This is a genomic window from Candidatus Thiodiazotropha sp. LNASS1, assembly GCF_964212655.1.
Classification (GTDB): Bacteria; Pseudomonadota; Gammaproteobacteria; order Chromatiales; family Chromatiaceae; genus Thiodiazotropha.
Genome location: NZ_OZ156465.1, coordinates 2,334,359 through 2,356,900 on the forward strand (window position 1 = coordinate 2,334,359; position 22,542 = coordinate 2,356,900).

At 55.1% G+C, this 22,542-nt stretch carries 18 protein-coding genes, 4 tRNA genes and 1 other RNA gene; 1 reads left to right on the forward strand and 22 read right to left on the reverse strand.

Annotation, left to right across the window (positions count from 1 at the left end; translation table 11 throughout):
* Nucleotides 1-22 precede the first annotated feature (22 nt).
* The 22 genes from rplW to AB8516_RS10420 all read right to left on the reverse strand — a co-directional run bounded on the left by rplW (nucleotide 23) and on the right by AB8516_RS10420 (nucleotide 20,530).
* The gene (gene rplW / locus AB8516_RS10315; RefSeq protein WP_108289036.1) at nucleotides 23-319 is read right to left on the reverse strand and encodes a 50S ribosomal protein L23; all 297 of its coding nucleotides are present in this window, start codon (nucleotides 317-319) and stop codon (nucleotides 23-25) included.
* Nucleotides 316-927, reverse strand: coding sequence for a 50S ribosomal protein L4 (gene rplD / locus AB8516_RS10320; RefSeq protein ID WP_369160382.1), 612 nt, complete (start codon nucleotides 925-927; stop codon nucleotides 316-318). Before rplD ends, rplW begins: the two co-directional genes overlap by 4 nt.
* A gap of 5 nt (nucleotides 928-932) precedes the next feature.
* On the reverse strand, nucleotides 933-1,583 hold the full coding sequence (gene rplC, locus AB8516_RS10325; protein WP_108289034.1) for a 50S ribosomal protein L3: 651 nt from the start codon (nucleotides 1,581-1,583) through the stop codon (nucleotides 933-935).
* 11 nt (nucleotides 1,584-1,594) lie between these two features.
* On the reverse strand, nucleotides 1,595-1,906 hold the full coding sequence (gene rpsJ / locus AB8516_RS10330) for a 30S ribosomal protein S10 (RefSeq protein WP_069122444.1): 312 nt from the start codon (nucleotides 1,904-1,906) through the stop codon (nucleotides 1,595-1,597).
* 6 nt (nucleotides 1,907-1,912) lie between these two features.
* Nucleotides 1,913-3,103 (reverse strand): elongation factor Tu, encoded by a 1,191-nt coding sequence (tuf, locus tag AB8516_RS10335; RefSeq protein ID WP_369160385.1) that lies wholly within the window; start codon nucleotides 3,101-3,103, stop codon nucleotides 1,913-1,915.
* Between the two features lie 19 nt (nucleotides 3,104-3,122).
* On the reverse strand, nucleotides 3,123-5,219 hold the full coding sequence (fusA, locus tag AB8516_RS10340; protein WP_369160387.1) for an elongation factor G: 2,097 nt from the start codon (nucleotides 5,217-5,219) through the stop codon (nucleotides 3,123-3,125).
* A 50-nt stretch (nucleotides 5,220-5,269) separates the two neighbouring features.
* The gene (gene rpsG, locus AB8516_RS10345; RefSeq protein WP_069122437.1) at nucleotides 5,270-5,740 is read right to left on the reverse strand and encodes a 30S ribosomal protein S7; all 471 of its coding nucleotides are present in this window, start codon (nucleotides 5,738-5,740) and stop codon (nucleotides 5,270-5,272) included.
* Nucleotides 5,741-5,784: 44 nt separating this feature from the next.
* Entirely contained in the window at nucleotides 5,785-6,159 is a 375-nt protein-coding gene (gene rpsL / locus AB8516_RS10350) for a 30S ribosomal protein S12 (RefSeq protein ID WP_069122434.1), read from the reverse strand.
* A gap of 260 nt (nucleotides 6,160-6,419) precedes the next feature.
* On the reverse strand, nucleotides 6,420-10,634 hold the full coding sequence (gene rpoC / locus AB8516_RS10355) for a DNA-directed RNA polymerase subunit beta' (RefSeq protein ID WP_369160390.1): 4,215 nt from the start codon (nucleotides 10,632-10,634) through the stop codon (nucleotides 6,420-6,422).
* 41 nt (nucleotides 10,635-10,675) lie between these two features.
* Entirely contained in the window at nucleotides 10,676-14,752 is a 4,077-nt protein-coding gene (gene rpoB, locus AB8516_RS10360) for a DNA-directed RNA polymerase subunit beta (RefSeq protein WP_369163257.1), read from the reverse strand.
* 241 nt (nucleotides 14,753-14,993) lie between these two features.
* Nucleotides 14,994-15,374, reverse strand: coding sequence for a 50S ribosomal protein L7/L12 (rplL, locus tag AB8516_RS10365; protein WP_069122428.1), 381 nt, complete (start codon nucleotides 15,372-15,374; stop codon nucleotides 14,994-14,996).
* Nucleotides 15,375-15,429: 55 nt separating this feature from the next.
* The gene (gene rplJ, locus AB8516_RS10370) at nucleotides 15,430-15,957 is read right to left on the reverse strand and encodes a 50S ribosomal protein L10 (protein ID WP_369160393.1); all 528 of its coding nucleotides are present in this window, start codon (nucleotides 15,955-15,957) and stop codon (nucleotides 15,430-15,432) included.
* A gap of 249 nt (nucleotides 15,958-16,206) precedes the next feature.
* Nucleotides 16,207-16,902, reverse strand: a complete 696-nt coding sequence (gene rplA / locus AB8516_RS10375; protein ID WP_369160395.1) for a 50S ribosomal protein L1 — start codon at nucleotides 16,900-16,902, stop codon at nucleotides 16,207-16,209.
* Between the two features lie 3 nt (nucleotides 16,903-16,905).
* Complete coding sequence (gene rplK / locus AB8516_RS10380) at nucleotides 16,906-17,340, reverse strand: 50S ribosomal protein L11 (RefSeq protein ID WP_069122416.1); 435 nt, start codon at nucleotides 17,338-17,340, stop codon at nucleotides 16,906-16,908.
* An 81-nt stretch (nucleotides 17,341-17,421) separates the two neighbouring features.
* Nucleotides 17,422-17,955, reverse strand: coding sequence for a transcription termination/antitermination protein NusG (gene nusG / locus AB8516_RS10385; protein ID WP_069122414.1), 534 nt, complete (start codon nucleotides 17,953-17,955; stop codon nucleotides 17,422-17,424).
* A 9-nt stretch (nucleotides 17,956-17,964) separates the two neighbouring features.
* Nucleotides 17,965-18,339, reverse strand: a complete 375-nt coding sequence (gene secE, locus AB8516_RS10390) for a preprotein translocase subunit SecE (protein WP_069122408.1) — start codon at nucleotides 18,337-18,339, stop codon at nucleotides 17,965-17,967.
* A 21-nt stretch (nucleotides 18,340-18,360) separates the two neighbouring features.
* Nucleotides 18,361-18,436 (reverse strand) — tRNA-Trp (locus AB8516_RS10395).
* A 58-nt stretch (nucleotides 18,437-18,494) separates the two neighbouring features.
* Nucleotides 18,495-19,685, reverse strand: coding sequence for an elongation factor Tu (gene tuf, locus AB8516_RS10400; RefSeq protein WP_369160399.1), 1,191 nt, complete (start codon nucleotides 19,683-19,685; stop codon nucleotides 18,495-18,497).
* Nucleotides 19,686-19,750: 65 nt separating this feature from the next.
* Nucleotides 19,751-19,826 (reverse strand) — tRNA-Thr (locus AB8516_RS10405).
* 118 nt (nucleotides 19,827-19,944) lie between these two features.
* Nucleotides 19,945-20,018, reverse strand: a tRNA-Gly gene (locus AB8516_RS10410).
* 237 nt (nucleotides 20,019-20,255) lie between these two features.
* Nucleotides 20,256-20,394: non-coding RNA, RtT sRNA (locus AB8516_RS10415), on the reverse strand.
* A gap of 51 nt (nucleotides 20,395-20,445) precedes the next feature.
* Nucleotides 20,446-20,530: transfer RNA gene (locus AB8516_RS10420), tRNA-Tyr, on the reverse strand.
* Nucleotides 20,531-20,804: 274 nt separating this feature from the next.
* Here AB8516_RS10420 and AB8516_RS10425 point away from each other — a divergent pair.
* On the forward strand, nucleotides 20,805-22,538 hold the full coding sequence (locus AB8516_RS10425) for a tetratricopeptide repeat protein (RefSeq protein WP_369160401.1): 1,734 nt from the start codon (nucleotides 20,805-20,807) through the stop codon (nucleotides 22,536-22,538).
* Nucleotides 22,539-22,542 lie beyond the last annotated feature (4 nt).

Sequence of the window (22,542 nt, forward strand, 5' to 3'; positions counted from 1 at the left end):
ATCCAAATCCTATCTTATTTGCTCATGCACCGGCCGCGAAATCGATATCGTTACCAGGCTTGAGACGAACATATGCCTTTTTCCAGTCAGAACGTTTACCGTTGACTTGACCAAAGCGTTTGGTTTTGCCCTTGCAATTTACAACCTGTACCCGCTCGACTTCGACCTCGAACAGCTTTTCGACCGCCTGTGCGATCTCCCGCTTGGTCGCATCGGTAGCCACGCGAAATGTGTATTGCTGGTTGGCATCGGCAACCACGCTGCTCTTCTCAGATACCACGGGACTCAGAAGAACCTTCATGAGACGCTCGTTATTCATGCCAGTGTCTCCTCGAGTTTCTTCACTGCGCTTTCGGTAACCAACACCTTCTCATAAGCCACCAGACTTACCGGATCGATCTCATCGATATCACGCACATCAACACCATAGAGGTTCCTGGATGCCAGATAGAGGTTCTCATCCGGATCGGGAGTCACAACCAATACATCGCTCAGCTCCATACCCTTCAGCTTCTCAACCAGCTCCTTGGTTTTGGGTTTGGAAACGCTGATTTCATCCACCACGACCAGTCTATCCTGCCGATTGAGCTCAGAGAGTATCGAGCGAATCGCGCCGCGGTACATCTTGCGGTTAATCTTCTGGGCGTAACTGCGCGGGGAAGCCGCGAAGTTCACGCCGCCACTGCGCCAGATCGGGCTGCGATTGGTACCGGCACGCGCACGACCTGTACCCTTTTGACGGAAAGGCTTGGCGCCGCCACCGGCAACTGCAGAGCGGTTTTTCTGTGCCTTGGTGCCGGCACGGGCACCTGCCATGTAGGCCGATACCACCTGATGCACCAGTGATTGCTTAAACTCTGCACCGAAGACCTCGTCAGAGACCTTCAGCGTTTGTGCACCTACTGCTGTTTGTACATTGAGTTCCATCAGACTCACCCTTTATTAATCATCTTCACAGCGGGGGTGATAATCAGATCACCACCTTTTGAGCCTGGCACAGAGCCCTTCACCAACAACAGGTTACGCTCCGCATCGACGCGCACGACTTCCAGATTCTGCTGGCAGCGCTGTACTGCACCCATCTGTCCGGCCATCTTCTTGCCTTTGAATACACGCCCCGGCGTCTGACACTGTCCGATCGATCCGGGTGCACGATGTGACAACGAGTTGCCGTGAGTGGCATCCTGCATGCGGAAGTTATGGCGCTTAACACCACCTTGATACCCTTTACCCTGGGATCGTCCACGTACATCGACTATCTGCCCAGCCTCGAACTGGTCAGCCTTGATTTCACTGCCTACTTCAATGCCGTCGATGTCGGATTCCTCAGCACGGAACTCCCATACACCACGTCCGGCCTCGATGCCTGCTTTCGCAAAATGGCCTGAAGCGGGCTTGTTCACACGCGAGCTCTTACGATCACCGGTGGTGACCTGAATAGCCAAGTAACCATCATTCTCGTCACTTTTCATTTGCGTGACACGGTTGGGTTCAACCTCGATCACCGTAACCGGGATGGATTCTCCCTGCTCGGTAAATATCCTGGTCATTCCTGCCTTCCGGCCGACTACTCCAATCGCCATCGTTGTTAACCTCAGTTCAGTTTGATCTGCACGTCGACGCCGGCAGCCAAATCGAGCTTCATCAGCGCATCCACGGTCTTATCGGTCGGCTCGACGATATCGAGCAGACGTTTGTGGGTGCGAATCTCATATTGATCACGTGCATCTTTGTTGACATGCGGTGAAATCAAAATGGTATATCGCTCATTCTTTGTCGGCAGTGGAATAGGACCACGCACATGTGCGCCGGTACGCTTAGCGGTCTCCACTATCTCACGTGCAGATTGATCAATCAGTCGATGATCAAATGCTTTCAGACGAATTCGTATTCTCTGGTTAGCCATTATCACTTACTCGATAATTTTGGATACCACACCGGCACCCACGGTCCGGCCGCCTTCGCGAATCGCAAAACGAAGTCCCTCTTCCATCGCGATCGGCGCGATCAGCTTCACGACCATCTTCACGTTGTCGCCGGGCATCACCATCTCCACGCCTTCCGGCAGGTCACAGGCTCCCGTCACGTCGGTGGTCCGGAAATAAAACTGCGGTCGATAGTTGCTGAAAAACGGCGTATGACGGCCACCCTCATCCTTGCTCAGCACATATACCTCACACTCAAAATGGGTGTGCGGCGTGATCGAGCCCGGATGCGCCAGTACCTGGCCGCGCTCCACCTCGTCTCGCTTGGTGCCACGCAGCAACACGCCCACGTTGTCTCCCGCCTCGCCCTGATCCAGCAGCTTGCGAAACATCTCAACACCCGTACAGGTGGTCTTGGTGGTCTCCTTGATACCGACTATCTCGATCTCTTCGCCCACCTTGATCACACCGCGCTCAACTCGTCCGGTCACCACCGTGCCGCGTCCCGAAATCGAGAACACGTCCTCGATCGGCATCAGAAACGCACCGTCCACCGCACGCTCAGGCTCAGGAATGTAGGTGTCCAGCGCCTCCACCAGCTTGTCGATCGACTGGCTGCCAATCTCCGTGGTGTCGCCTTCCAGCGCCTTCAGCGCCGAACCCACAATGATCGGGGTGTCGTCGCCAGGAAATTCGTAGCTGTCCAGCAGCTCCCGCACTTCCATCTCCACCAGCTCCAGCAGCTCCTCGTCGTCCACCATGTCCGCCTTGTTCAGGTACACCACAATGTACGGCACACCAACCTGACGCGACAGCAGTATGTGCTCCCGGGTCTGCGGCATCGGGCCGTCCGCCGCCGATACCACCAGGATCGCGCCGTCCATCTGCGCCGCACCCGTGATCATGTTCTTCACGTAGTCGGCGTGGCCCGGACAGTCCACGTGCGCGTAGTGTCGCGTCTCCGACTCGTACTCCACGTGCGAGGTCGCAATCGTGATACCGCGCTCTTTCTCCTCCGGCGCGTTGTCAATCTGGTCAAAGGCACGTTGCTCGCCGCCAAACTTGGCCGCTTGTACCGTGGTGATGGCCGCCGTCAGCGTGGTCTTGCCGTGGTCTACATGACCAATCGTGCCCACATTGACATGCGGCTTTGTGCGTTCGAATTTTTCCTTGGACACAGTGCTACCCCTATACCCGTTACTGTTTCTTGATGATGGCGTCGGCGATATTTGCCGGCACCTCTGAATATTTGGCGAACTCCATGCTGTAGTTCGCACGACCCTGTGTGGCCGAGCGCAGATCGGTGGCGTAGCCGAACATCTCGGACAGTGGCACTTCGGCCTTGATCTGCCTGCCTGCAGGCGTGTCATCCATACCCTGCACGATCCCGCGACGACTGTTGAGATCGCCCATCACATCGCCCATATACTCTTCCGGTGTGATGACTTCCACCTTCATCATCGGTTCGAGCAGGACAGGCTTCGCCTTGGCGGCACCCTCCTTGAAACACATGGAGCCGGCGATCTTGAAGGCCATTTCACTGGAGTCGACATCGTGGTAGGAACCATCATAGAGGGTGACTTTCACGTCCACTACAGGATAACCGGCTTTGATGCCGTTGCCCATGGCCTCCTGCACACCCTTGTCGACCGCAGGGATATATTCGCGGGGAACCGCTCCACCCACGATCTCATTCGCGAATTCATAGCCGGAACCCGCCTCCTGGGGCTCGATGCGCAGGTAGACATGACCGAACTGGCCGCGACCACCGGACTGACGTACGAACTTGCCTTCCTGCTCGATGGAGCTGCGAATGGTCTCGCGGTAGGCCACCTGAGGTGCGCCCACATTGGCCTCCACCTTGAATTCACGCTTCATGCGATCGACGATGATATCGAGATGCAACTCGCCCATACCGGAGATGATGGTCTGACCCGATTCCTCGTCGGAGCTGACCCGGAAGGATGGATCCTCCTGTGCCAGCTTGGAGAGTGCGATACCCATCTTCTCCTGGTCGCCCTTGGTCCTGGGCTCCACCGCAACCGAGATGACCGGCTCGGGGAACTCCATACGCTCCAGGGTGATCGGCTTGTCAATGGCACACAGGGTATCACCGGTCGTGACGTCCTTCAGACCGACTGCCGCGGCAATATCGCCTGCCAGCACCTCTTTGATCTCCTCCCGGGAGTTGGAGTGCATCTGCAGGATACGGCCAATACGCTCTTTTTTGCCTTTTACCGGATTGAACACAGAGTCACCCGACTTGAGCACACCTGAATAGACCCTGAAGAAAGTCAAAGTACCGACGAATGGATCTGTCGCGACCTTGAACGCCAGAGCGGCGAACGGCGCATTGTCATCAGAGGGCCGAGACTCTTCAGTCCCCTCAGCATCATCCAGCAGACCGGTTATCGCCGGCACGTCCACAGGAGACGGCATGACCTCAATGATTTTATCGAGTACGGCCTGAACGCCTTTGTTCTTAAAGGCCGAGCCGCAAGTTACCGGCACAATCTCGAGTCGCAGGGTACGCTCACGCAGACCGGCTAGAATCTCTTCTTCTGAAAGATCACCTTCTTCCAGATATTTTTCCATCAATTCATCGGTTCCCTCCGCAGCTGCCTCAACCATGTGCTCACGCCACTCATCACATGTATCCTGCAGATCGGCGGGGATATCAGTGTACTCAAACTGAGCACCCATATTCTCCTCGCTCCAGACGATTGATTTCATCTTAATGAGGTCGATAACGCCCTTGAAGCCCTCTTCAGCCCCAACAGGCACTTGAATCGGGACCGCATTTGCGCCCAGACGGTCTTTCAGATGACCGACAACACGAAAGAAATCCGCGCCCATACGGTCCATCTTGTTGACGAATGCCATACGGGGAACATTGTACTTATTGGCCTGACGCCAAACAGTTTCAGATTGAGGTTCGACGCCGCCTACGGCGCAAAGCACAAATACCGCGCCGTCAAGTACACGCAGAGAACGTTCCACTTCGATGGTGAAGTCGACATGCCCGGGAGTATCGATGATATTGAAACGGTGCTCGGGGAATTGTTGAGCCATACCGCTCCAGAAACAGGTTGTGGCCGCGGAAGTGATGGTGATACCACGCTCCTGCTCCTGCTCCATCCAATCCATGGTGGCCGCACCATCGTGCACCTCACCAATCTTGTGAGACACACCAGTATAGTAGAGCACACGCTCTGTCGTTGTCGTCTTGCCAGCATCGATGTGCGCCATGATACCGATATTGCGATAGCGCTCGATAGGAGTTTTCCGTGCCACGTTACAAACCTGTTTTTTAAAGAGCTAAGTTAGAGTTAATTAAGTTTCGCTTACCAGCGATAGTGTGAAAATGCCTTGTTCGCCTCGGCCATTCGATGGGTGTCATCTTTCTTTTTGACCGCCGCACCCTTATTCTCCGAAGCATCCAGCAGCTCACCCGCCAGGCGATATGCCATCGATTTCTCGCTGCGCTTACGTGATGCCTCGATCAACCAGCGCATCGCCAGCGAGTTGCGACGATTGGGACGAACCTCGACCGGAACCTGATAGGTTGCGCCACCGACACGGCGTGACTTGACTTCCACCAGCGGACGCACGTTCTCAAGCGCCGTCTCCAGCAGATCAAGCGGCTCACCACCGCGCTTGTCGACCACTGTGTCCAATGCGCCGTAGAGGATCTTTTCCGCTACCGATTTTTTACCGTCCTGCATCACCATGTTGATGAATTTGGCCAATAGTTCGCTTCCATACTTGGGATCGGGCAGTGTTTCACGCCGCGCTGCAACTCGTCTTCTTGGCATTGCTCTATCTCAAACTCGTTGAATTCTGTCTGACCAGCAGACCGTTAACTTTTCGGACGCTTCGCGCCGTACTTGGATCGACCTTGACGCCGCTTCTCGACACCCGAAGTATCGAGGCTGCCGCGCACCACATGATAGCGAACACCTGGCAAGTCCTTTACACGACCGCCACGAATCAGTACCACCGAGTGCTCCTGCAGATTGTGTCCCTCACCACCGATATAACTCGAAACTTCATAACCGTTGGTCAGCCTGACACGAGCAACCTTACGCAACGCGGAGTTGGGTTTTTTCGGTGTGGTGGTATAGACACGGGTGCAGACGCCACGTCGCTGCGGACAGGCATCCAGCGCCGGCACATTACTCTTTTGTACTTTACGTTTCCTGGGCTTGCGCACCAGTTGGTTGATTGTCGCCATCTATTCCGTCTCCAGGGACGTGATGTTTGTACTTTGCATAAAAAAAACCGGAGAAGCCGAATCCTTTCTGCTGATACCGAGACAACAGAAAGTGAAAGCAATTTCTCTGGTCAGAATAAGCCTTACTCAACAACGTCTTAGACGAATAATTGAGAGGCAGAAACGAGAGGCCGGCAAAGGCCGGCCTGTCTAAGGAGCGCGCATTCTATGCCCGCTCCACCCTGTTGTCAAGGGACTGTCATGAAATCCCTGTCGAACAGCTACTCCGATTCGGGTGTATTGAGCGCTTCCTTGAACGCCTGTTCCACCTCTTCCACAACCAGTTCGGGTTTCGCCTCAGACGCCATCAGCTCCTCATGACGCCTACGGTGACGCTCGGTGTGGTAGGAGAGCCCCGTACCGGAGGGTATCAGGCGTCCCACGATGACGTTCTCTTTCAATCCATTCAGACGATCCGACAGGCCGCGTACCGCCGCCTCCGTCAGAACCCGGGTCGTTTCCTGGAAGGATGCCGCAGAGATAAAAGACTCAGTAGCCAGAGACGCCTTGGTGATACCGAGCAACAAGGGCTCATACAGTGCGGGATGTTTCTCCTCACCACGCAGTTTTTCCGCCTCTTCCAGCAATGCGGACTTCTCCACCTGCTCTCCTTTGAGGAAGCGGCCGTCACCGGTTGCCGTGACTTCGACCTTGCGCAGCATCTGGCGAATGATGACCTCGATATGCTTGTCGTTTATCTTCACACCCTGCAACCGGTAGACGTCCTGAATCTCTTTTACCAGATACTCGGCAAGATCTGTCACACCTTTCAGGCGCAGGATGTCATGGGGGTTGAGCTCGCCATCCGAGATGGTCTCCCCTTTCTCAACATGCTCACCTTCGAACACATTCACATGCCGCCACTTCGGAATCAGCTCTTCGTGATGCTCACCTTCCGAGTCGGTGATGACGAGTCGCTGCTTACCTTTCGTATCCTTGCCAAAACTGACGGTACCCGTAGCTTCCGCCAGAATCGCTGGATCCTTGGGTTTACGCGCTTCGAACAGGTCGGCGACACGAGGCAGACCACCTGTGATATCACGAGTCTTGGATGACTCTTGAGGTATGCGGGCGAGTACGTCACCAACCCCTACATCAGCCCCGTCCTGCACATTCACCACCGCGTTGGCGGGCAGATAATAGTGTGCCGGAATGTCGGTACCGGCAATATTGAGGTCCTTACCCTTGGCATCCACCAGTTTGACCATCGGCCGTATGTCTTTACCCGCCGCAGGACGCTGCTTGGGATCGATGACCTCAAGGGAACTCAAACCCGTCACCTCATCGGTCTTCTTCTGCACAGTCACGCCATCGACAAAATCCTCAAACCGCAACACGCCCGCCACTTCGGTAATAACCGGGTGGGTATGGGGATCCCAGTTGGCAACGATTTGACCACCATCCACTGCAGTACCGTCGTCGATCTGCAGAGTCGCACCGTAGGGAACCTTATAGCGCTCTCTCTCGCGGCCCACCTCATCGACTACCGTCAATTCGCCGGAACGAGAGGTCGCTACCAGATGTCCGCTCGAGTGCTTGACTGTCTTGATATTATGCAACCTTACTGTACCTGCAGCCTTTACCTGAATATTGTTCACGGAAGCTGCACGCGAAGCGGCACCACCGATATGGAAGGTCCGCATGGTCAGCTGAGTACCCGGTTCACCAATCGACTGCGCCGCGATGACACCCACCGACTCACCTCGATTCACCAGATGTCCGCGCGCCAGATCACGGCCATAGCACTTGGAACAGACACCCACTTTTGCATCACAGGTGATGGCGGAACGCACTATGACCTGGTCGACACCTGCCATCTCGAGTCTTTCCACACCCTCTTCATCCAACATCACCCCGGCATCGCAGACCACTTCATCACTGTTTGGACGATACACGGGCACGGCGGTGACACGGCCGAGAATCCGCTCGCGCAATGGCTCGACGACATCGCCACCCTCGATGATAGGCTGCATCAGCAAGCCCTCTTCGGTACCGCAATTCTCTTCAAGCACCACCATGTCCTGGGCTACATCCACCAGACGCCGTGTCAGATAACCCGAATTGGCGGTTTTCAACGCCGTATCAGCCAGACCTTTTCGGGCACCATGGGTAGAGATGAAGTACTGCAAAACATCGAGACCCTCACGGAAGTTCGCCGTAATCGGGGTTTCTATGATGGAGCCATCAGGTTTCGCCATCAGACCACGCATACCCGCCAACTGACGAATCTGGGCGGCAGAGCCACGGGCTCCGGAATCGGCCATCATGTAGACGGAGTTAAAGGAGTCCTGCTCCACATCGTTACCGTTGCGATCGACCACCTTCTCCTTGCCCAGCTTGGACATCATCGCCTTTGCCACCTGGTCATTGGTGTGGGACCAGATATCGACCACCTTGTTATAGCGTTCGCCGTTGGTGACCAAACCGGAGGTGTACTGATTCTCGATCTCTTTCACCTCGGCCTCGGCCTGGCTTAGGATCTGACTCTTCTCCTCTGGCACCACCATGTCATTGGAACAGAAAGAGACCGCGGCGCGGGTGGCGAAGCGGAATCCCATATACATCAGTTGATCGGCAAAGATGACAGTATCCTTCAAACCCAACCTGCGATAACAGGCGTTGATCAGGTTTGAGATCACCTTTTTACCCATCGGCTGGTCGACCAGTGCAAAGGGTAGACCTTTGGGAACGATATCGAATACCAGGGTCCGACCGATGGTAGTGGAGAATACCTGGACGCTCTCGTCCCTGTTTCCATCTTCATCGACGATTACCTCGTTCAGGCGTACTTTAACCCTTGCCTGCAGATCGACAGCGCCTGACTCATAGGCACGCTTGGCCTCTTTGATGTCACTGAAGACTGACCCCTCGCCTTTGGCATTGACCCGTTCACGGGTCATGAAGTAGAGACCCAACACCACATCCTGAGAAGGAACGATGATGGGATCGCCATTGGCGGGAGACAGAATATTGTTGGTCGACATCATCAGGCTGCGCGCCTCGAGCTGGGCCTCCAGCGAGAGCGGCACATGGACCGCCATCTGATCACCGTCAAAGTCGGCATTGAATGCAGTACAGACCAATGGGTGGAGCTGGATCGCCTTACCTTCGATCAGCACAGGTTCGAAGGCCTGGATACCGAGTCGGTGCAGGGTCGGTGCACGGTTCAGCATCACCGGGTGCTCGCGGATCACCTCTTCCAGGATATCCCAGACATCGCCCGTGCCACGCTCCACCAGTTTCTTCGCTGCCTTGATTGTCGTGGCCAGGCCACGCAGTTGCAGCTTACTGAAGATAAAGGGCTTGAACAGTTCCAGCGCCATCCGCTTCGGTAGGCCGCACTGATGCAGCTTCAGGGTCGGACCCACCACGATGACCGAACGCCCGGAATAGTCGACACGCTTGCCAAGCAGATTTTGACGGAAACGCCCCTGCTTGCCTTTGATCATATCCGCCAAAGATTTCAGCGGGCGCCGATTGGTACCGGTAATGGCGCGTCCACGGCGTCCGTTATCGAGCAGCGCATCCACCGACTCCTGCAGCATGCGCTTTTCGTTGCGCACGATGATGTCCGGTGCATTCAGATCCAGCAGCCTTTTCAGCCGGTTGTTCCGATTGATGACACGACGATAGAGGTCATTCAGGTCTGAGGTAGCGAATCGACCGCCATCCAGGGGAACCAGCGGTCGCAATTCCGGCGGCAACACCGGGAGAACGGTCATCACCATCCACTCCGGCCGGTTGCCCGATTCGTTCAGGGATTCAAGCAGTTTCAACCGCTTGGTGAATTTCTTGATCTTGGTCTCCGAGTTGGTGCCTTCGATATCCTCCCGCAGACGCTTGATCTCTTCCGGGATATCAATGGTCTTCAACAACTCATAGACCGCCTCCGCCCCCATACGGGCATCGAATTCGTCTCCGTTCTCCTCGATGGCATCCAAATACTGTTCGTCAGTCAACAACTGACCACGCTCAAGTGGGGTCATGCCCGGATCGACGACCACAAAAGACTCGAAATAGAGTACCCGCTCGATATCCCGCAGGGTCATATCCATCAATAAACCGATACGCGACGGCAATGATTTGAGGAACCAGATATGGGCCACCGGACTGGCAAGCTCAATATGTCCCATGCGCTCGCGCCGCACCTTGGCCAGAGTGACTTCTACGCCACACTTTTCGCACACCACGCCTCGGTGCTTGAGCCGCTTGTACTTGCCGCACAGGCACTCATAGTCACTGACCGGACCAAAGATCTTGGCACAGAACAGACCATCCCGTTCCGGCTTGAAGGTACGATAGTTGATGGTCTCCGGCTTTTTAACTTCGCCATAGGACCAGGAACGGATCATATCCGGTGATGCCAGACCGATACGGATAGCATCGAAGTCTTCGGTCTGACCCTGCTGCTTTAGAATATTCAGTAGATCTTTCAAGATCGTCTCTCCTGCATTCGGTTACTGACCAGCGTCAGTCCTCAGTCCTGTTCCAGTTCTATGTTGATGCCCAGCGAACGGATCTCTTTGACCAGTACGTTGAACGACTCGGGCATCCCGGCTTCCATCTGATGGTTACCATCCACAATGTTCTTGTACATACGGGTACGGCCGTTGACGTCGTCCGACTTGACGGTGAGCATCTCCTGCAAGGTATAGGCAGCACCATAGGCCTCCAGTGCCCACACCTCCATCTCACCGAATCGCTGGCCTCCAAACTGTGCCTTACCGCCCAAGGGCTGCTGGGTTACCAGGCTGTAGGGACCGGTGGAGCGTGCATGCATCTTATCGTCGACCAGGTGATTCAGCTTCAACATGTACATATAGCCAACCGTTACCTCGCGTTCAAACGGGTCTCCGGTTCGGCCGTCGAAAAGCTTGCATTGACCGCTCTCCGGCAATCCTGCCAGTTCCAGCATATGCTTGACTTCTGATTCGTGGGCGCCATCGAACACCGGCGTTGCCATCGGCACACCTTGTCTGAGGTTTTGACACATTGCCACCACTTCATCATCGTTCAATGACTTGATATCCTCGGATTTGCCACTGGTGTTATAGACCTTCTCGAGAAACTTACGCAGTTCCACGATCTTGCCCTGGGCATCCAACAGAGCGCCTATCTGACGCCCTACACCCTTGGCTGCAAAACCGAGATGGGTCTCGAGCACCTGCCCCACATTCATTCGAGAGGGTACGCCAAGGGGGTTGAGCACGATATCCACCGGCTCGCCATTCTCATCGAACGGCATGTCTTCGACAGGTACAATGGTAGAGATAACACCCTTGTTACCATGACGTCCGGCCATCTTGTCGCCCGGTTGTATACGACGCTTTACCGCCACATAGACCTTGACCATTTTCAGTACTCCGGGGGCAAGATCATCCCCGGCGGTCAGTTTGCGTTTCTTCTCTTCGTATTTGTCACGGAAGAGTTCGCGCTGGGCCTTGATCTGCTCGGCAATGGCCTCCAGTTGAGCGGCAGACTCCTCATTGCGCAGACGGATCTCCAACCATTTGTCACGCTCCATCTCGGTAAGATAGGCCTTGGTGACCTTGGCGCCGGCCTTGATCTGGTTGGGACCACCGTCGACCACTTTACTCATCAGCATCTTTTCGACACGCTGAAAGGTATCATCCTCCATGATGCGCAACTGATCATCGAGATCCTTGCGCACGCGATCCAGCTCCACCTGTTCTATCTGCAGCGCCCGGGCGTCCTTCTCGACACCGTCACGGGTAAAGACCTGGACATCGATGACGGTTCCGACCATTCCGGAAGAGACACGCAGCGAGGTATCTTTTACATCAGACGCCTTCTCGCCGAAGATTGCCCGTAACAGCTTCTCTTCCGGCGTCAGTTGCGATTCACCTTTGGGCGTCACCTTACCGACCAGGATATCCCCTTCACGCACCTCTGCGCCGATATAGACAATACCTGATTCATCCAGTTTCGAGAGTGCCGCTTCACCCACATTCGGGATATCGCCGGTGATCTCTTCAGGACCGAGTTTGGTATCACGGGCCATACAGGTCATCTCTTCAATATGGATCGAGGTAAAACGATCCTCCTGTACGACACGCTCCGAGATCAGGATCGAATCCTCGAAGTTGTAGCCATTCCAAGGCATGAAGGCGACCCGTAAATTTTGACCCAGCGCCAATTCACCCATATCGGTGGACGGACCATCGGCCAATACATCACCCCGGGCAATCACATCACCAACATTCACCAAAGGCCGTTGGTTGATGCAGGTATTCTGATTTGAGCGGGTGTATTTGGTCAGGTTGTAGATATCGACACCCGGCTCTCCCGCCTCGGTCTCATCGTCGTTGACCCGCACCACGATGCGCGCCGCATCAACCGATTCGATTTCACCGCCGCGTTTGGCAACCACGGTAACACCGGAGTCGACCGCCACCACACGTTCGATGCCGGTACCTACCAGGGGCTTTTCAGCGCGAAGAACTGGCACAGCCTGGCGCTGCATGTTCGAACCCATCAGCGCCCGGTTGGCGTCATCATGCTCCAGGAAAGGTATCAACGAAGCCGCAACAGAGACAATCTGCTTGGGAGAGACGTCGATATATTGCACCTTGTCCGGGCTGGAAAGGGTGAACTCATTCTGGAAACGGGAGGAGACCAGCTCATCCGTCAATATGCCCTTGGCATCGATCGAGGCATTGGCCTGCGCGATGACGAAGCGTCCCTCCTCGATTGCGGAGAGGTAGTCGATCTGATCGGTCACCCTGCTGTCCACCACCTTGCGGTAGGGAGTCTCCAGGAATCCGTATTTATTGGTGCGCGCATAGACCGCTAACGAGTTGATCAAACCGATGTTGGGTCCTTCAGGCGTTTCGATGGGGCAAACACGACCGTAATGCGTGGGATGCACATCGCGCACCTCAAAACCGGCCCGTTCCCGCGCCAGACCACCGGGACCGAGGGCAGAAACACGCCGCTTGTGGGTCACCTCGGACAGGGGGTTGTTCTGATCCATGAACTGGGACAGCTGGCTGGAGCCGAAAAACTCCTTAATCGCGGCCGAGACCGGTTTGGCGTTGATCATCTCCTGGGGCATCAGGCCTTCGGACTCAGCCTGAGTCAAACGCTCTTTCACCGCCCGTTCGACGCGTACCAGCCCGACACGGAACTGATTCTCGGCCATCTCGCCGACACAGCGTATGCGACGGTTACCCAGGTGATCGATATCGTCCACCACTCCATTGCCGTCACGTATATTGATCAGCTCTTTCAGGACGTCGATGATGTCCTCTTTCGACAACACGCCTTCCCCGACTTCATCCTCTCGGCTCAGACGGCGGTTGAATTTCATTCGGCCAACAGCTGACAGATCGTAACGGTCCGAAGTAAAAAAGAGGTTGTTGAACAGGTTCTGCGCGGCCTCTTTGGTCGGCGGCTCACCGGGACGCATCATGCGATAGATTTCAACCTGGGCTTCCAGCTCATTGGTGGTCGGATCGATGCGCAGGGTATCGGAAATGAAGGCCCCGTGATCAAGGTCATTGGTGAACAGCGTGTTCAGCTTCTTCACCCCATTCTCGACCAGACTCTCAAACAGCTCATCTGTGATCTCGGTATTGGCTTCAGCAATCAGCTCACCCGTCCCCTTATCGACGACGTTGTGCGCCAACACCTTGCCGTAAACGAAATCACGCGGCACATCCAGCTTTTTCACACCGGCCTTTTCAAGGTCGCGTATGTGACGTGCGGTAATACGCCTACCGGCCTCGACTATGACCTTGCTGCTTACCTTGATATCGAAGCTGACGGTCTCGCCACGCAAACGCTCCGGTACCAGATCCACTTTCAGGGTCTTTTTGGTGAGGCTGAAGGTGTCGGTCTCGAAGAACATCTCGAGGATCTGTTCCGCATCGTAACCCAGCGCGCGCAACAGAATAGTCGCGGGCAGTTTGCGCCGGCGATCGATACGCACGAAAACATTGTCCTTTGGATCGAATTCGAAATCGAGCCAGGATCCGCGATAGGGAATAACCCGGGCAGAAAAGAGCAGTTTGCCGGAGGAGTGGGTCTTTCCGCGATCGTGGTCGAAGAAGACACCGGGAGAGCGGTGCAACTGTGACACGATGACCCGCTCAGTGCCATTGATGACAAAGGTACCGGTGTCGGTCATCAGGGGAAGTTCTCCCATATAGACTTCCTGCTCACGGATATCCTTGACAACCTTGGAGCCTGCAGGCGCCTCTTTATCGTAGATAACCAGACGCACCAGCACACGCAGGGGTGCCGCATAGGTGGTTCCTCGCAGTTGGCACTCCCGGACATCGAATACGGGTTCACCAAGCTTGTAGTTAACATATTCGAGCACTGCGTTACCCGAATAGCTGGTAATCGGCATTACCGACTTGAACGCCGCATGCAATCCGATGTCCTGTCGCTCCTCGGGCGGAACCCCATCCTGTAAGAACCCGCGATAGGAATCGATCTGGGTGGCTAAAAGAAACGGTACATCCAGGATGCTGGGTCGTTTACCGAAGTCTTTGCGGATACGCTTTTTTTCGGTGAAAGAATAGGCCATGCTGCCGTCCCTCAGTGTCAAAGGCTTGGTGATTGCGAAGTCAAAATCCGACATCCAGCCGGCTGATGATCAACGCCTATATAATCTAAATACCTGAATCGTAATCGGTTCAGTTCTACAAGGGGCAATCAATACCATTTCATAGGGATTGGTAAACACCCTTGTGACAAGCGGGAAAAGGCCGGCGGCTTACGCCACCAGCCCCAACCGCACCTGCCTGCAGACGATCGAGACGAGAATCTTATTTGATCTCGACTTTGGCGCCCGCCTCTTCCAACTGCTTTTTGGCCTCTTCAGCCTCTTCCTTGCTGATACCTTCCTTCAGCGTGGACGGTGCGCCTTCAACCGCCTCCTTCGCCTCTTTAAGGCCCAGACCGGTCATACCGCGAACAGCCTTGATGACGGCAATCTTGTTGCCGCCGATCTCAGCCAATACCACGTCGAACTCGGTCTTCTCTTCTGCAGCGGCTTCACCGCCGCCTGCTGCCGCTACCGGCGCAGCAGCCACAGCCGCAGCCGCGGATACGCCAAATTTCTCTTCCATTGCCTCGATCAAAGCAACCACGTCCATGACGGACATCTCGGCGATCGCATCGAGGATCTCTTCTTTAGAAACAGCCATTATTGAACTCCTGAAAAAATGTTTTGCACGTTGATGTGTAATAAGTTAAAGCCGATCAGGCCGCCTCTTTGGCGTCCTTGATCGCAGCCACAGTCCGGACCAGCTTGCCAGGCACTTCGTTCAGCGTACGAGTCAGCTTCTCCACCGGCGCCTTCATGACAGCCATCAGCATGCTGATAGCCTGATCATAGGTCGGCATCTTGGCCAGTGCATCGATATCACCGGGTGCAAGCATCTTGCCGCCGATGGATACCAGTTTGACCTCGAGAAGTTTGTGCTCTTTGGCAAAGTCCTTAATGACGCGTGCTGCAGAACCCGGATCCTCCTGGGAGAAGGCGAGGAGCAGAGGCCCCGTCATACCTTCCTGCATACAGGCAAAATCGGTGTCCTCGAGAGCGCGCTTGGCGAGAGTGTTTCTCACCACCCGCATATAGACACCGCTATTGCGCGCTTCACGTCGCAGTAGGGTCATCTCATCAACCGTCAGCCCCCGATATTCAGCGGCTATAGCTGACAATGCGCTGTTCGCTACGTCATTGACTTCGGCAACGATGGCTTTCTTTTGCTCAAGATTAAGTGGCAAAGTCGTTACCTCCTGATAATGGGGAAAATCTCATTCCCATATACATACATGGCACCTTCGGCACCACAACCACACGCACACCATCATCAGGATATTCCTGATTGGGGGCGCCCCGTCTGCGCAGGCGGTAATTAAGCATGCCGATTCATGCACCTGCGGTCTTTGACAGCACCGGCCAGGCCGGTACCCCAAAGTTCCAGATTGCTGCAAGGTACTCTGTGCAAGATGCCTGGCAGCGTAAAATTTCTATCAAACGGCAAGAGATGCCTGATCCAGCGTCAATCCAGGCCCCATGGTTGTGGAGACTGTCACTTTTTTCAGATAGACGCCCTTTGCCGAGCTCGGTTTTGCCTTCACCAACGCAGTCAGCAGAGACTCCAGGTTCTCCTTCAACTTCTGCGGTTCGAAATCAGCCTTGCCGATCGAACAGTGAATAATGCCCGCCTTATCGGTACGGTAACGCACCTGTCCGGCCTTGGCATTCTGCACCGCCTCAGCCACATTGGGTGTAACGGTACCGACCTTGGGGTTCGGCATCAGGCCACGAGGACCCAGGATCTGTCCCAACTTCCCGACCACGCGCATCGCATCCGGTGAGGCAATCACCACATCAAAATCCAGATTTCCGCCCTTGATCTCATCGGCAAGGTCTTCGAAGCCGATCTTGTCGGCGCCCGCCTCTTTGGCGGCATCAGCATTTGCACCCTGTGCAAATACGGCAACCCTCACTGTCTTACCAGTGCCGTGAGGCAGCACCGAGGCGCCACGTACGACCTGATCGGATTTGCGCGCATCGACACCCAGGTTGACGCTGACATCCACGGATTCACTGAATTTCACCGTCGATAGCTCATTCAATAGACCGAAAGCCTCTTCTGCCGGATAGAGCTTACCGGCCTCGAGTTTTTCCCGGATCGCCTTGGCCCGTTTCGTCATCTTAGCCATGATCTACTCCACCCCCTCAACATTGAGACCCATCTGCATGGCGCTGCCCGCAATGGTGCGAACCGCTGCATCCATATCCGCTGCAGTCAGGTCCGGCATCTTGGTTGTGGCAATCTCCTCAAGCTGCTGGCGGGTGACCGTGCCGACCTTGGTCGTGTTCGGGGTAGAGCTGCCTTTTTGCAGTCCCGCCGCCTTTTTCAGCAGAACAGCAGCTGGCGGCGTCTTGGTGATGAAACTGAAAGAGCGATCGTTGTAGACGGTAATCACCACGGGTATGGGCAACCCCTTCTCCACGCTCTGGGTCTTCGCATTGAAGGCCTTGCAGAACTCCATGATATTCACACCGTGCTGACCCAGGGCGGGACCAACCGGCGGACTCGGATTCGCTTCACCAGCTTTCACTTGAAGCTTGATGTAAGCCATTATCTTCTTAGCCATGTTTACCTCTATTTTGGGTGCAAACGCCTGGGACTCTCACCCAGGCTCCCCTATTTCACTATGAAAAATCTTTCAGGGTAATCAGCCCTTCTCAACCTGGCCAAACTCCAGGTCCACCGGGGTTGAGCGACCGAAAATCAGTACGGATACCTTCAATCGGCTCTTGTCGTAGTCGACCTCCTCTACAACGCCTGTGAAATCGTTGAAGGGCCCATCGATAACACGTACCACTTCGCCGGGTTCGAACAGTACCTTTGGCCGGGGTTTTTCGACCCCCTCCTGTACCCGCTGCAAAATGGCATTCGCCTCCTTTTCGGAGATTGGTGCCGGGCGGTCACCGGTACCGCCGATAAATCCCATAACTTTTGGTACATCCTTGACCAGATGCCAGGTATCGTCGGTCATCTCCATCTGTACCAGCACATAGCCGGGAAAAAATTTACGCTCACTTTTGCGCTGTTGGCCAGCACGCATCTCCACCACCTCTTCGGTAGGGACGAGAATGTCGCCAAATTTATCCTGCATGCCATAACGTTCAATACGCTCCTTGAGTGAACGCTGGACCTGGGATTCAAAGCCGGAGTAGGCATGGACCACATACCAATGCATTGCCATAACGTCTCCTTATCCAGTTCCGGTCAGCGCCTTGAGGATTGCGCTCAACATCATATCGAACAGCCAGAGTACGATACCCATGATCAGCACCATGACAAATACAATCAGGGTGGTCTGCATCGTCTCTTGACGACTTGGCCAAACCACCTTGCGCACCTCGACCTTGGAGGAGGAGGCAAACTCCCATACGGTACGGCCCACTGCCGTCGTATAGGCGATAAATGAGGCCACCCCTACCAGGGCCAGCAGACCCAAAACGCGTAAAAGTTGTGAATAGCTATCCAGGTAATAGAACCCGTAAATGCCGCTCACAATGATCCCCACCGCCAGCAGGAGCTTGACAGTATCGAGACTCGATGCCTCTACCTGGGACTTCGAATTCATAGTTCCGTATGCCGATATGTATGGCAGGCCAAGAGGGAATCGAACCCCCAACCTGCGGTTTTGGAGACCGCTGCTCTACCAATTGAGCTATTGGCCTTGAAAAAGTAAAAGCGGGGCGGGCCTTCGACCCACCCCGCAGACATCAAATACCGAATTTACTCGATAATCTTGGCTACCACACCGGCACCCACGGTCCGGCCGCCTTCGCGAATCGCAAAACGAAGTCCCTCTTCCATCGCGATCGGCGCGATCAACTTCACGACCATCTTCACGTTGTCGCCGGGCATCACCATCTCCACGCCTTCCGGCAGGTCACAGGCTCCCGTCACGTCGGTGGTCCGGAAATAAAACTGCGGTCGATAGTTGCTGAAAAACGGCGTATGACGGCCACCCTCATCCTTGCTCAGCACATATACCTCACACTCAAAATGGGTGTGCGGCGTGATCGAGCCCGGATGCGCCAGTACCTGGCCGCGCTCCACCTCGTCTCGCTTGGTGCCACGCAGCAATACGCCCACGTTGTCTCCCGCCTCGCCCTGATCCAGCAGCTTGCGGAACATCTCAACACCCGTACAGGTGGTCTTGGTGGTCTCCTTGATACCGACTATCTCGATCTCTTCGCCCACCTTGATCACACCGCGCTCAACTCGTCCGGTCACCACCGTGCCGCGTCCCGAAATCGAGAACACGTCCTCGATCGGCATCAGAAACGCACCGTCCACCGCACGCTCAGGCTCAGGAATGTAGGTGTCCAGCGCCTCCACCAGCTTGTCGATCGACTGGCTGCCAATCTCCGTGGTGTCGCCTTCCAGCGCCTTCAGCGCCGAACCCACAATGATCGGGGTGTCGTCGCCAGGAAATTCGTAGCTGTCCAGCAGCTCCCGCACTTCCATCTCCACCAGCTCCAGCAGCTCCTCGTCGTCCACCATGTCCGCCTTGTTCAGGTACACCACAATGTACGGCACACCAACCTGACGCGACAGCAGTATGTGCTCCCGGGTCTGCGGCATCGGGCCGTCCGCCGCCGATACCACCAGGATCGCGCCGTCCATCTGCGCCGCACCCGTGATCATGTTCTTCACGTAGTCGGCGTGGCCCGGACAGTCCACGTGCGCGTAGTGTCGCGTCTCCGACTCGTACTCCACGTGCGAGGTCGCAATCGTGATACCGCGCTCTTTCTCCTCCGGCGCGTTGTCAATCTGGTCAAAGGCACGTTGCTCGCCGCCAAACTTGGCCGCTTGTACCGTGGTGATGGCCGCCGTCAGCGTGGTCTTGCCGTGGTCTACATGACCAATCGTGCCCACATTGACATGCGGCTTTGTGCGTTCGAATTTTTCCTTGGACATGAGTGCTCTCCAGGTTCTCTATTGTATAAAGATAAATTCGCGCGCTTCCGCACGCCGTCGTCAAATGGAGCCCAGAAGCAGATTTGAACTGCCGACCTCACCCTTACCAAGGGTGTGCTCTACCAACTGAGCTATCTGGGCAAAATTCTCCGTACAATCCCTTGCCACCCTCAGGGGCAAGCCCGCCGGGATCACAACGAGCGGCAGCACTGCAACCACAGCACTGCCGCTACCTGCACAATGAAGTACAGAATCATATTGGAGCGGGTGATGGGAATCGAACCCACGTATTCAGCTTGGAAGGCTGAAGTTCTACCATTGAACTACACCCGCGCAGCCAAGCGACGCTTCGCTCACCACAACCGCTAACCCTAATTTTCTTAGCCGGAGGGGCCGGAGGTTGTTCACGGCCTCCTTTTTTTCCCTCTCCGTCAATGCCTTGACGCATTGTTCGAAGCCGCTTCCAGCGCCTTCGTCGAACCTCTTATCGGTCCGCATCCTCCCCTTGAAAAATAGTCTGGAGGACACTTCGAGTCACCTGGTCAATACCGCCAATTTCCCGATTTCACCTGGTGGAGGGGGGAGGATTACTCCAAGCCTTTGGCTTTCCGCCCTCCGGACCAACGCGCCTTGCGCGTTGTTCGAAGCCGCTTTCAGCGCCTTCGTCGAACCTCTTATCGGTCCGCATCCTCCCCCTGAAAAATAGTCTGGGGGACACTTCGAGTCACCTGGTCAATACCGCCAATTTCCCGATTTCACCTGGTGGAGGGGGGAGGATTCGAACCTCCGAAGGCGGAGCCGTCAGATTTACAGTCTGATCCCTTTGGCCACTCGGGAACCCCTCCAAGCGAGAGCCGGGCATTCTGACGCCTAGACCGAGCAAAGTCAATACAACATTCCAAACAATTTTTTGTCTATTGCATAGGCCCGATATGGCGTGACCATTATCGATATTGATAGATCCTCGTTACGGGATTGCAGCTGGGCATCCGGCGTGGCAATCGCAGCCTGCCTGCTTGATGCACTTCAAACTACGGTTTGACGACACAGGCATAAGGCGCCGGAAGCGCGAGAGAACACTTGCAGTGAGCGCGAATTACCTTTATTACTACTAAACATATGCATATCAACCAGCAAATTAAGCAACTTCTGATTGTACCGAGCCTGCTGCTCTCCGCTTGCGCCAACAATCCGACCAGCACATCGGGTCTTCCGGTCACAACGGATGAAGCGATAAAACAGACTCCGCAGACCTATGCCACAGATGGTCTCAGCAGGGACCTGATCTACAACACCCTCACCGGTGAAATCGCCGCCCAGCGAGGACACGGCAAACTTGCCTTCGAGCACGCATTCCAGGCTGCCAAGGAGTCTCGGGATGAGGGTGCCGCGGAACGTGCGACAGGTCTTGGCCTACAGTCAAATATGCCGGACGCCGCACTGGAGGCAGCAACACTGTGGGTTGAAATCTCACCAAACTCTCTCAAGGCCCGCCAGATCGCATCAGTCCTCTATATTCGCAAGGGTGAACTTAATAAGGCGATTCAAAACCTGCAAAAAGTGGTAGAAATCGCAAACAGTCATGGGCATTCCGGATACCTCCAGGCAGCCGCCATTGCCGAAAAGTCTGCAGCGCCTGATCAGGCGCTGCTCATCATGCAGCAGCTCGTCAATGAAGAGAGCCAGGACCCGAAGGCGTTTTACGCCCTCGCCTTGACCGCCAATCGCGCCAAACAGAACAATCTCGCACTGAACTACATCGATCGCTCCCTCGCACTCGATCCAGCATCCACCCAAAGTCTGGTGCTCAAAACACAAACCATCATCTCAATGGAGCAAAAAGAGCAGGGACTGGCGTTTATCGAGCAGGCATATCTCAATGCACCTGAAAATATTCAATTGGGAAAAGCATACGCCAGATTGCTGCTTGAAATGAATAAGACAGAAGCGGCTCTCGGCATTTATCAATCTCTCTATGAACAGGCTCCCGATGACAGCGACATCGCCTTTTCCCTTGGTATCATCAATCTACAGCAGGAACGATATCAAGAAGCAAAGACTTATCTGAAATCACTGGTCGATAAAAGGAAGAAGCGCAACCAGGCCAGCTTCTACCTGGGGATGATCGCCGAGGAGGAGGAGGAACCAGGGCAGGCATTGGACTGGTATAGCCGGGTGGAAGGAAAAAATGTAATCGATGCACAGATTCGAATCGCCAAAATTCTGGCTGACCAGGGAAACCTGAATCAGGCCCGTGAAACACTGCAACGGCTTCGCATCACCCAGAGCGCACACGAGGTAAGATTCTATATCATAGAAGCTGAGCTGATGCGCGAGGCGAGGGATTATGAGACCGCCCATCAGATATATACCAAAGCCCTGGATTTGTTTGAGGACAACACAGACCTGCTCTATGCCCGGGGGTTGAATGCGGCCGATTTGAAACGGATCGATCTGCTGGAGAATGATCTGCGTAAAATCCTCGCGTCCCAGCCGAAACACGCCGATGCTTTGAACGCTCTCGGCTATACCCTTGCCGATCAGACTGATCGTCTGGAAGAGGCCAAAGATTACATAGCGCAGGCCCTGGCATTGAAACCTGAGAGTCCCGCCATACTCGACAGCATGGGATGGGTCGAATTTCGCATGGGCAACCTGGAATCTGCTCTGGAGTTCCTCAACAAGGCTGCCACAATCAGCCCCGATGCTGAAATCGCTTCCCATCTGGGAGAGGTATTATGGCATTTAGGTCAGCAACAGCGCGCCATTGAGGTGTGGAATGCAGCCAATGAGCGCGATCCCGGTAATCGGTTTATCAATCCGGTCATGAGGCGCCTGGGCGTCAACAACTGACTCA

What these genes read in the sequence shown, in the direction of transcription:
- rplA (WP_369160395.1), bottom strand. Translation starts at nt 16,902, where the DNA reads ATGGCTAAGATGACGAAACGGGCCAAGGCGATCCGGGAAAAACTCGAG.
- secE (WP_069122408.1), bottom strand. Translation starts at nt 18,339, where the DNA reads ATGAATTCGAAGTCCCAGGTAGAGGCATCGAGTCTCGATACTGTCAAG.
- rpsJ (WP_069122444.1), bottom strand. Translation starts at nt 1,906, where the DNA reads ATGGCTAACCAGAGAATACGAATTCGTCTGAAAGCATTTGATCATCGA.
- rplL (WP_069122428.1), bottom strand. Translation starts at nt 15,374, where the DNA reads ATGGCTGTTTCTAAAGAAGAGATCCTCGATGCGATCGCCGAGATGTCC.
- rplC (WP_108289034.1), bottom strand. Translation starts at nt 1,583, where the DNA reads ATGGCGATTGGAGTAGTCGGCCGGAAGGCAGGAATGACCAGGATATTT.
- rplD (WP_369160382.1), bottom strand. Translation starts at nt 927, where the DNA reads ATGGAACTCAATGTACAAACAGCAGTAGGTGCACAAACGCTGAAGGTC.
- rplW (WP_108289036.1), bottom strand. Translation starts at nt 319, where the DNA reads ATGAATAACGAGCGTCTCATGAAGGTTCTTCTGAGTCCCGTGGTATCT.
- rpsG (WP_069122437.1), bottom strand. Translation starts at nt 5,740, where the DNA reads ATGCCAAGAAGACGAGTTGCAGCGCGGCGTGAAACACTGCCCGATCCC.
- rpoB (WP_369163257.1), bottom strand. Translation starts at nt 14,752, where the DNA reads ATGGCCTATTCTTTCACCGAAAAAAAGCGTATCCGCAAAGACTTCGGT.
- nusG (WP_069122414.1), bottom strand. Translation starts at nt 17,955, where the DNA reads ATGGCAATGCATTGGTATGTGGTCCATGCCTACTCCGGCTTTGAATCC.
- AB8516_RS10425 (WP_369160401.1), top strand. Translation starts at nt 20,805, where the DNA reads ATGCATATCAACCAGCAAATTAAGCAACTTCTGATTGTACCGAGCCTG.
- rplK (WP_069122416.1), bottom strand. Translation starts at nt 17,340, where the DNA reads ATGGCTAAGAAGATAATGGCTTACATCAAGCTTCAAGTGAAAGCTGGT.
- rpsL (WP_069122434.1), bottom strand. Translation starts at nt 6,159, where the DNA reads ATGGCGACAATCAACCAACTGGTGCGCAAGCCCAGGAAACGTAAAGTA.
- tuf (WP_369160399.1), bottom strand. Translation starts at nt 19,685, where the DNA reads ATGTCCAAGGAAAAATTCGAACGCACAAAGCCGCATGTCAATGTGGGC.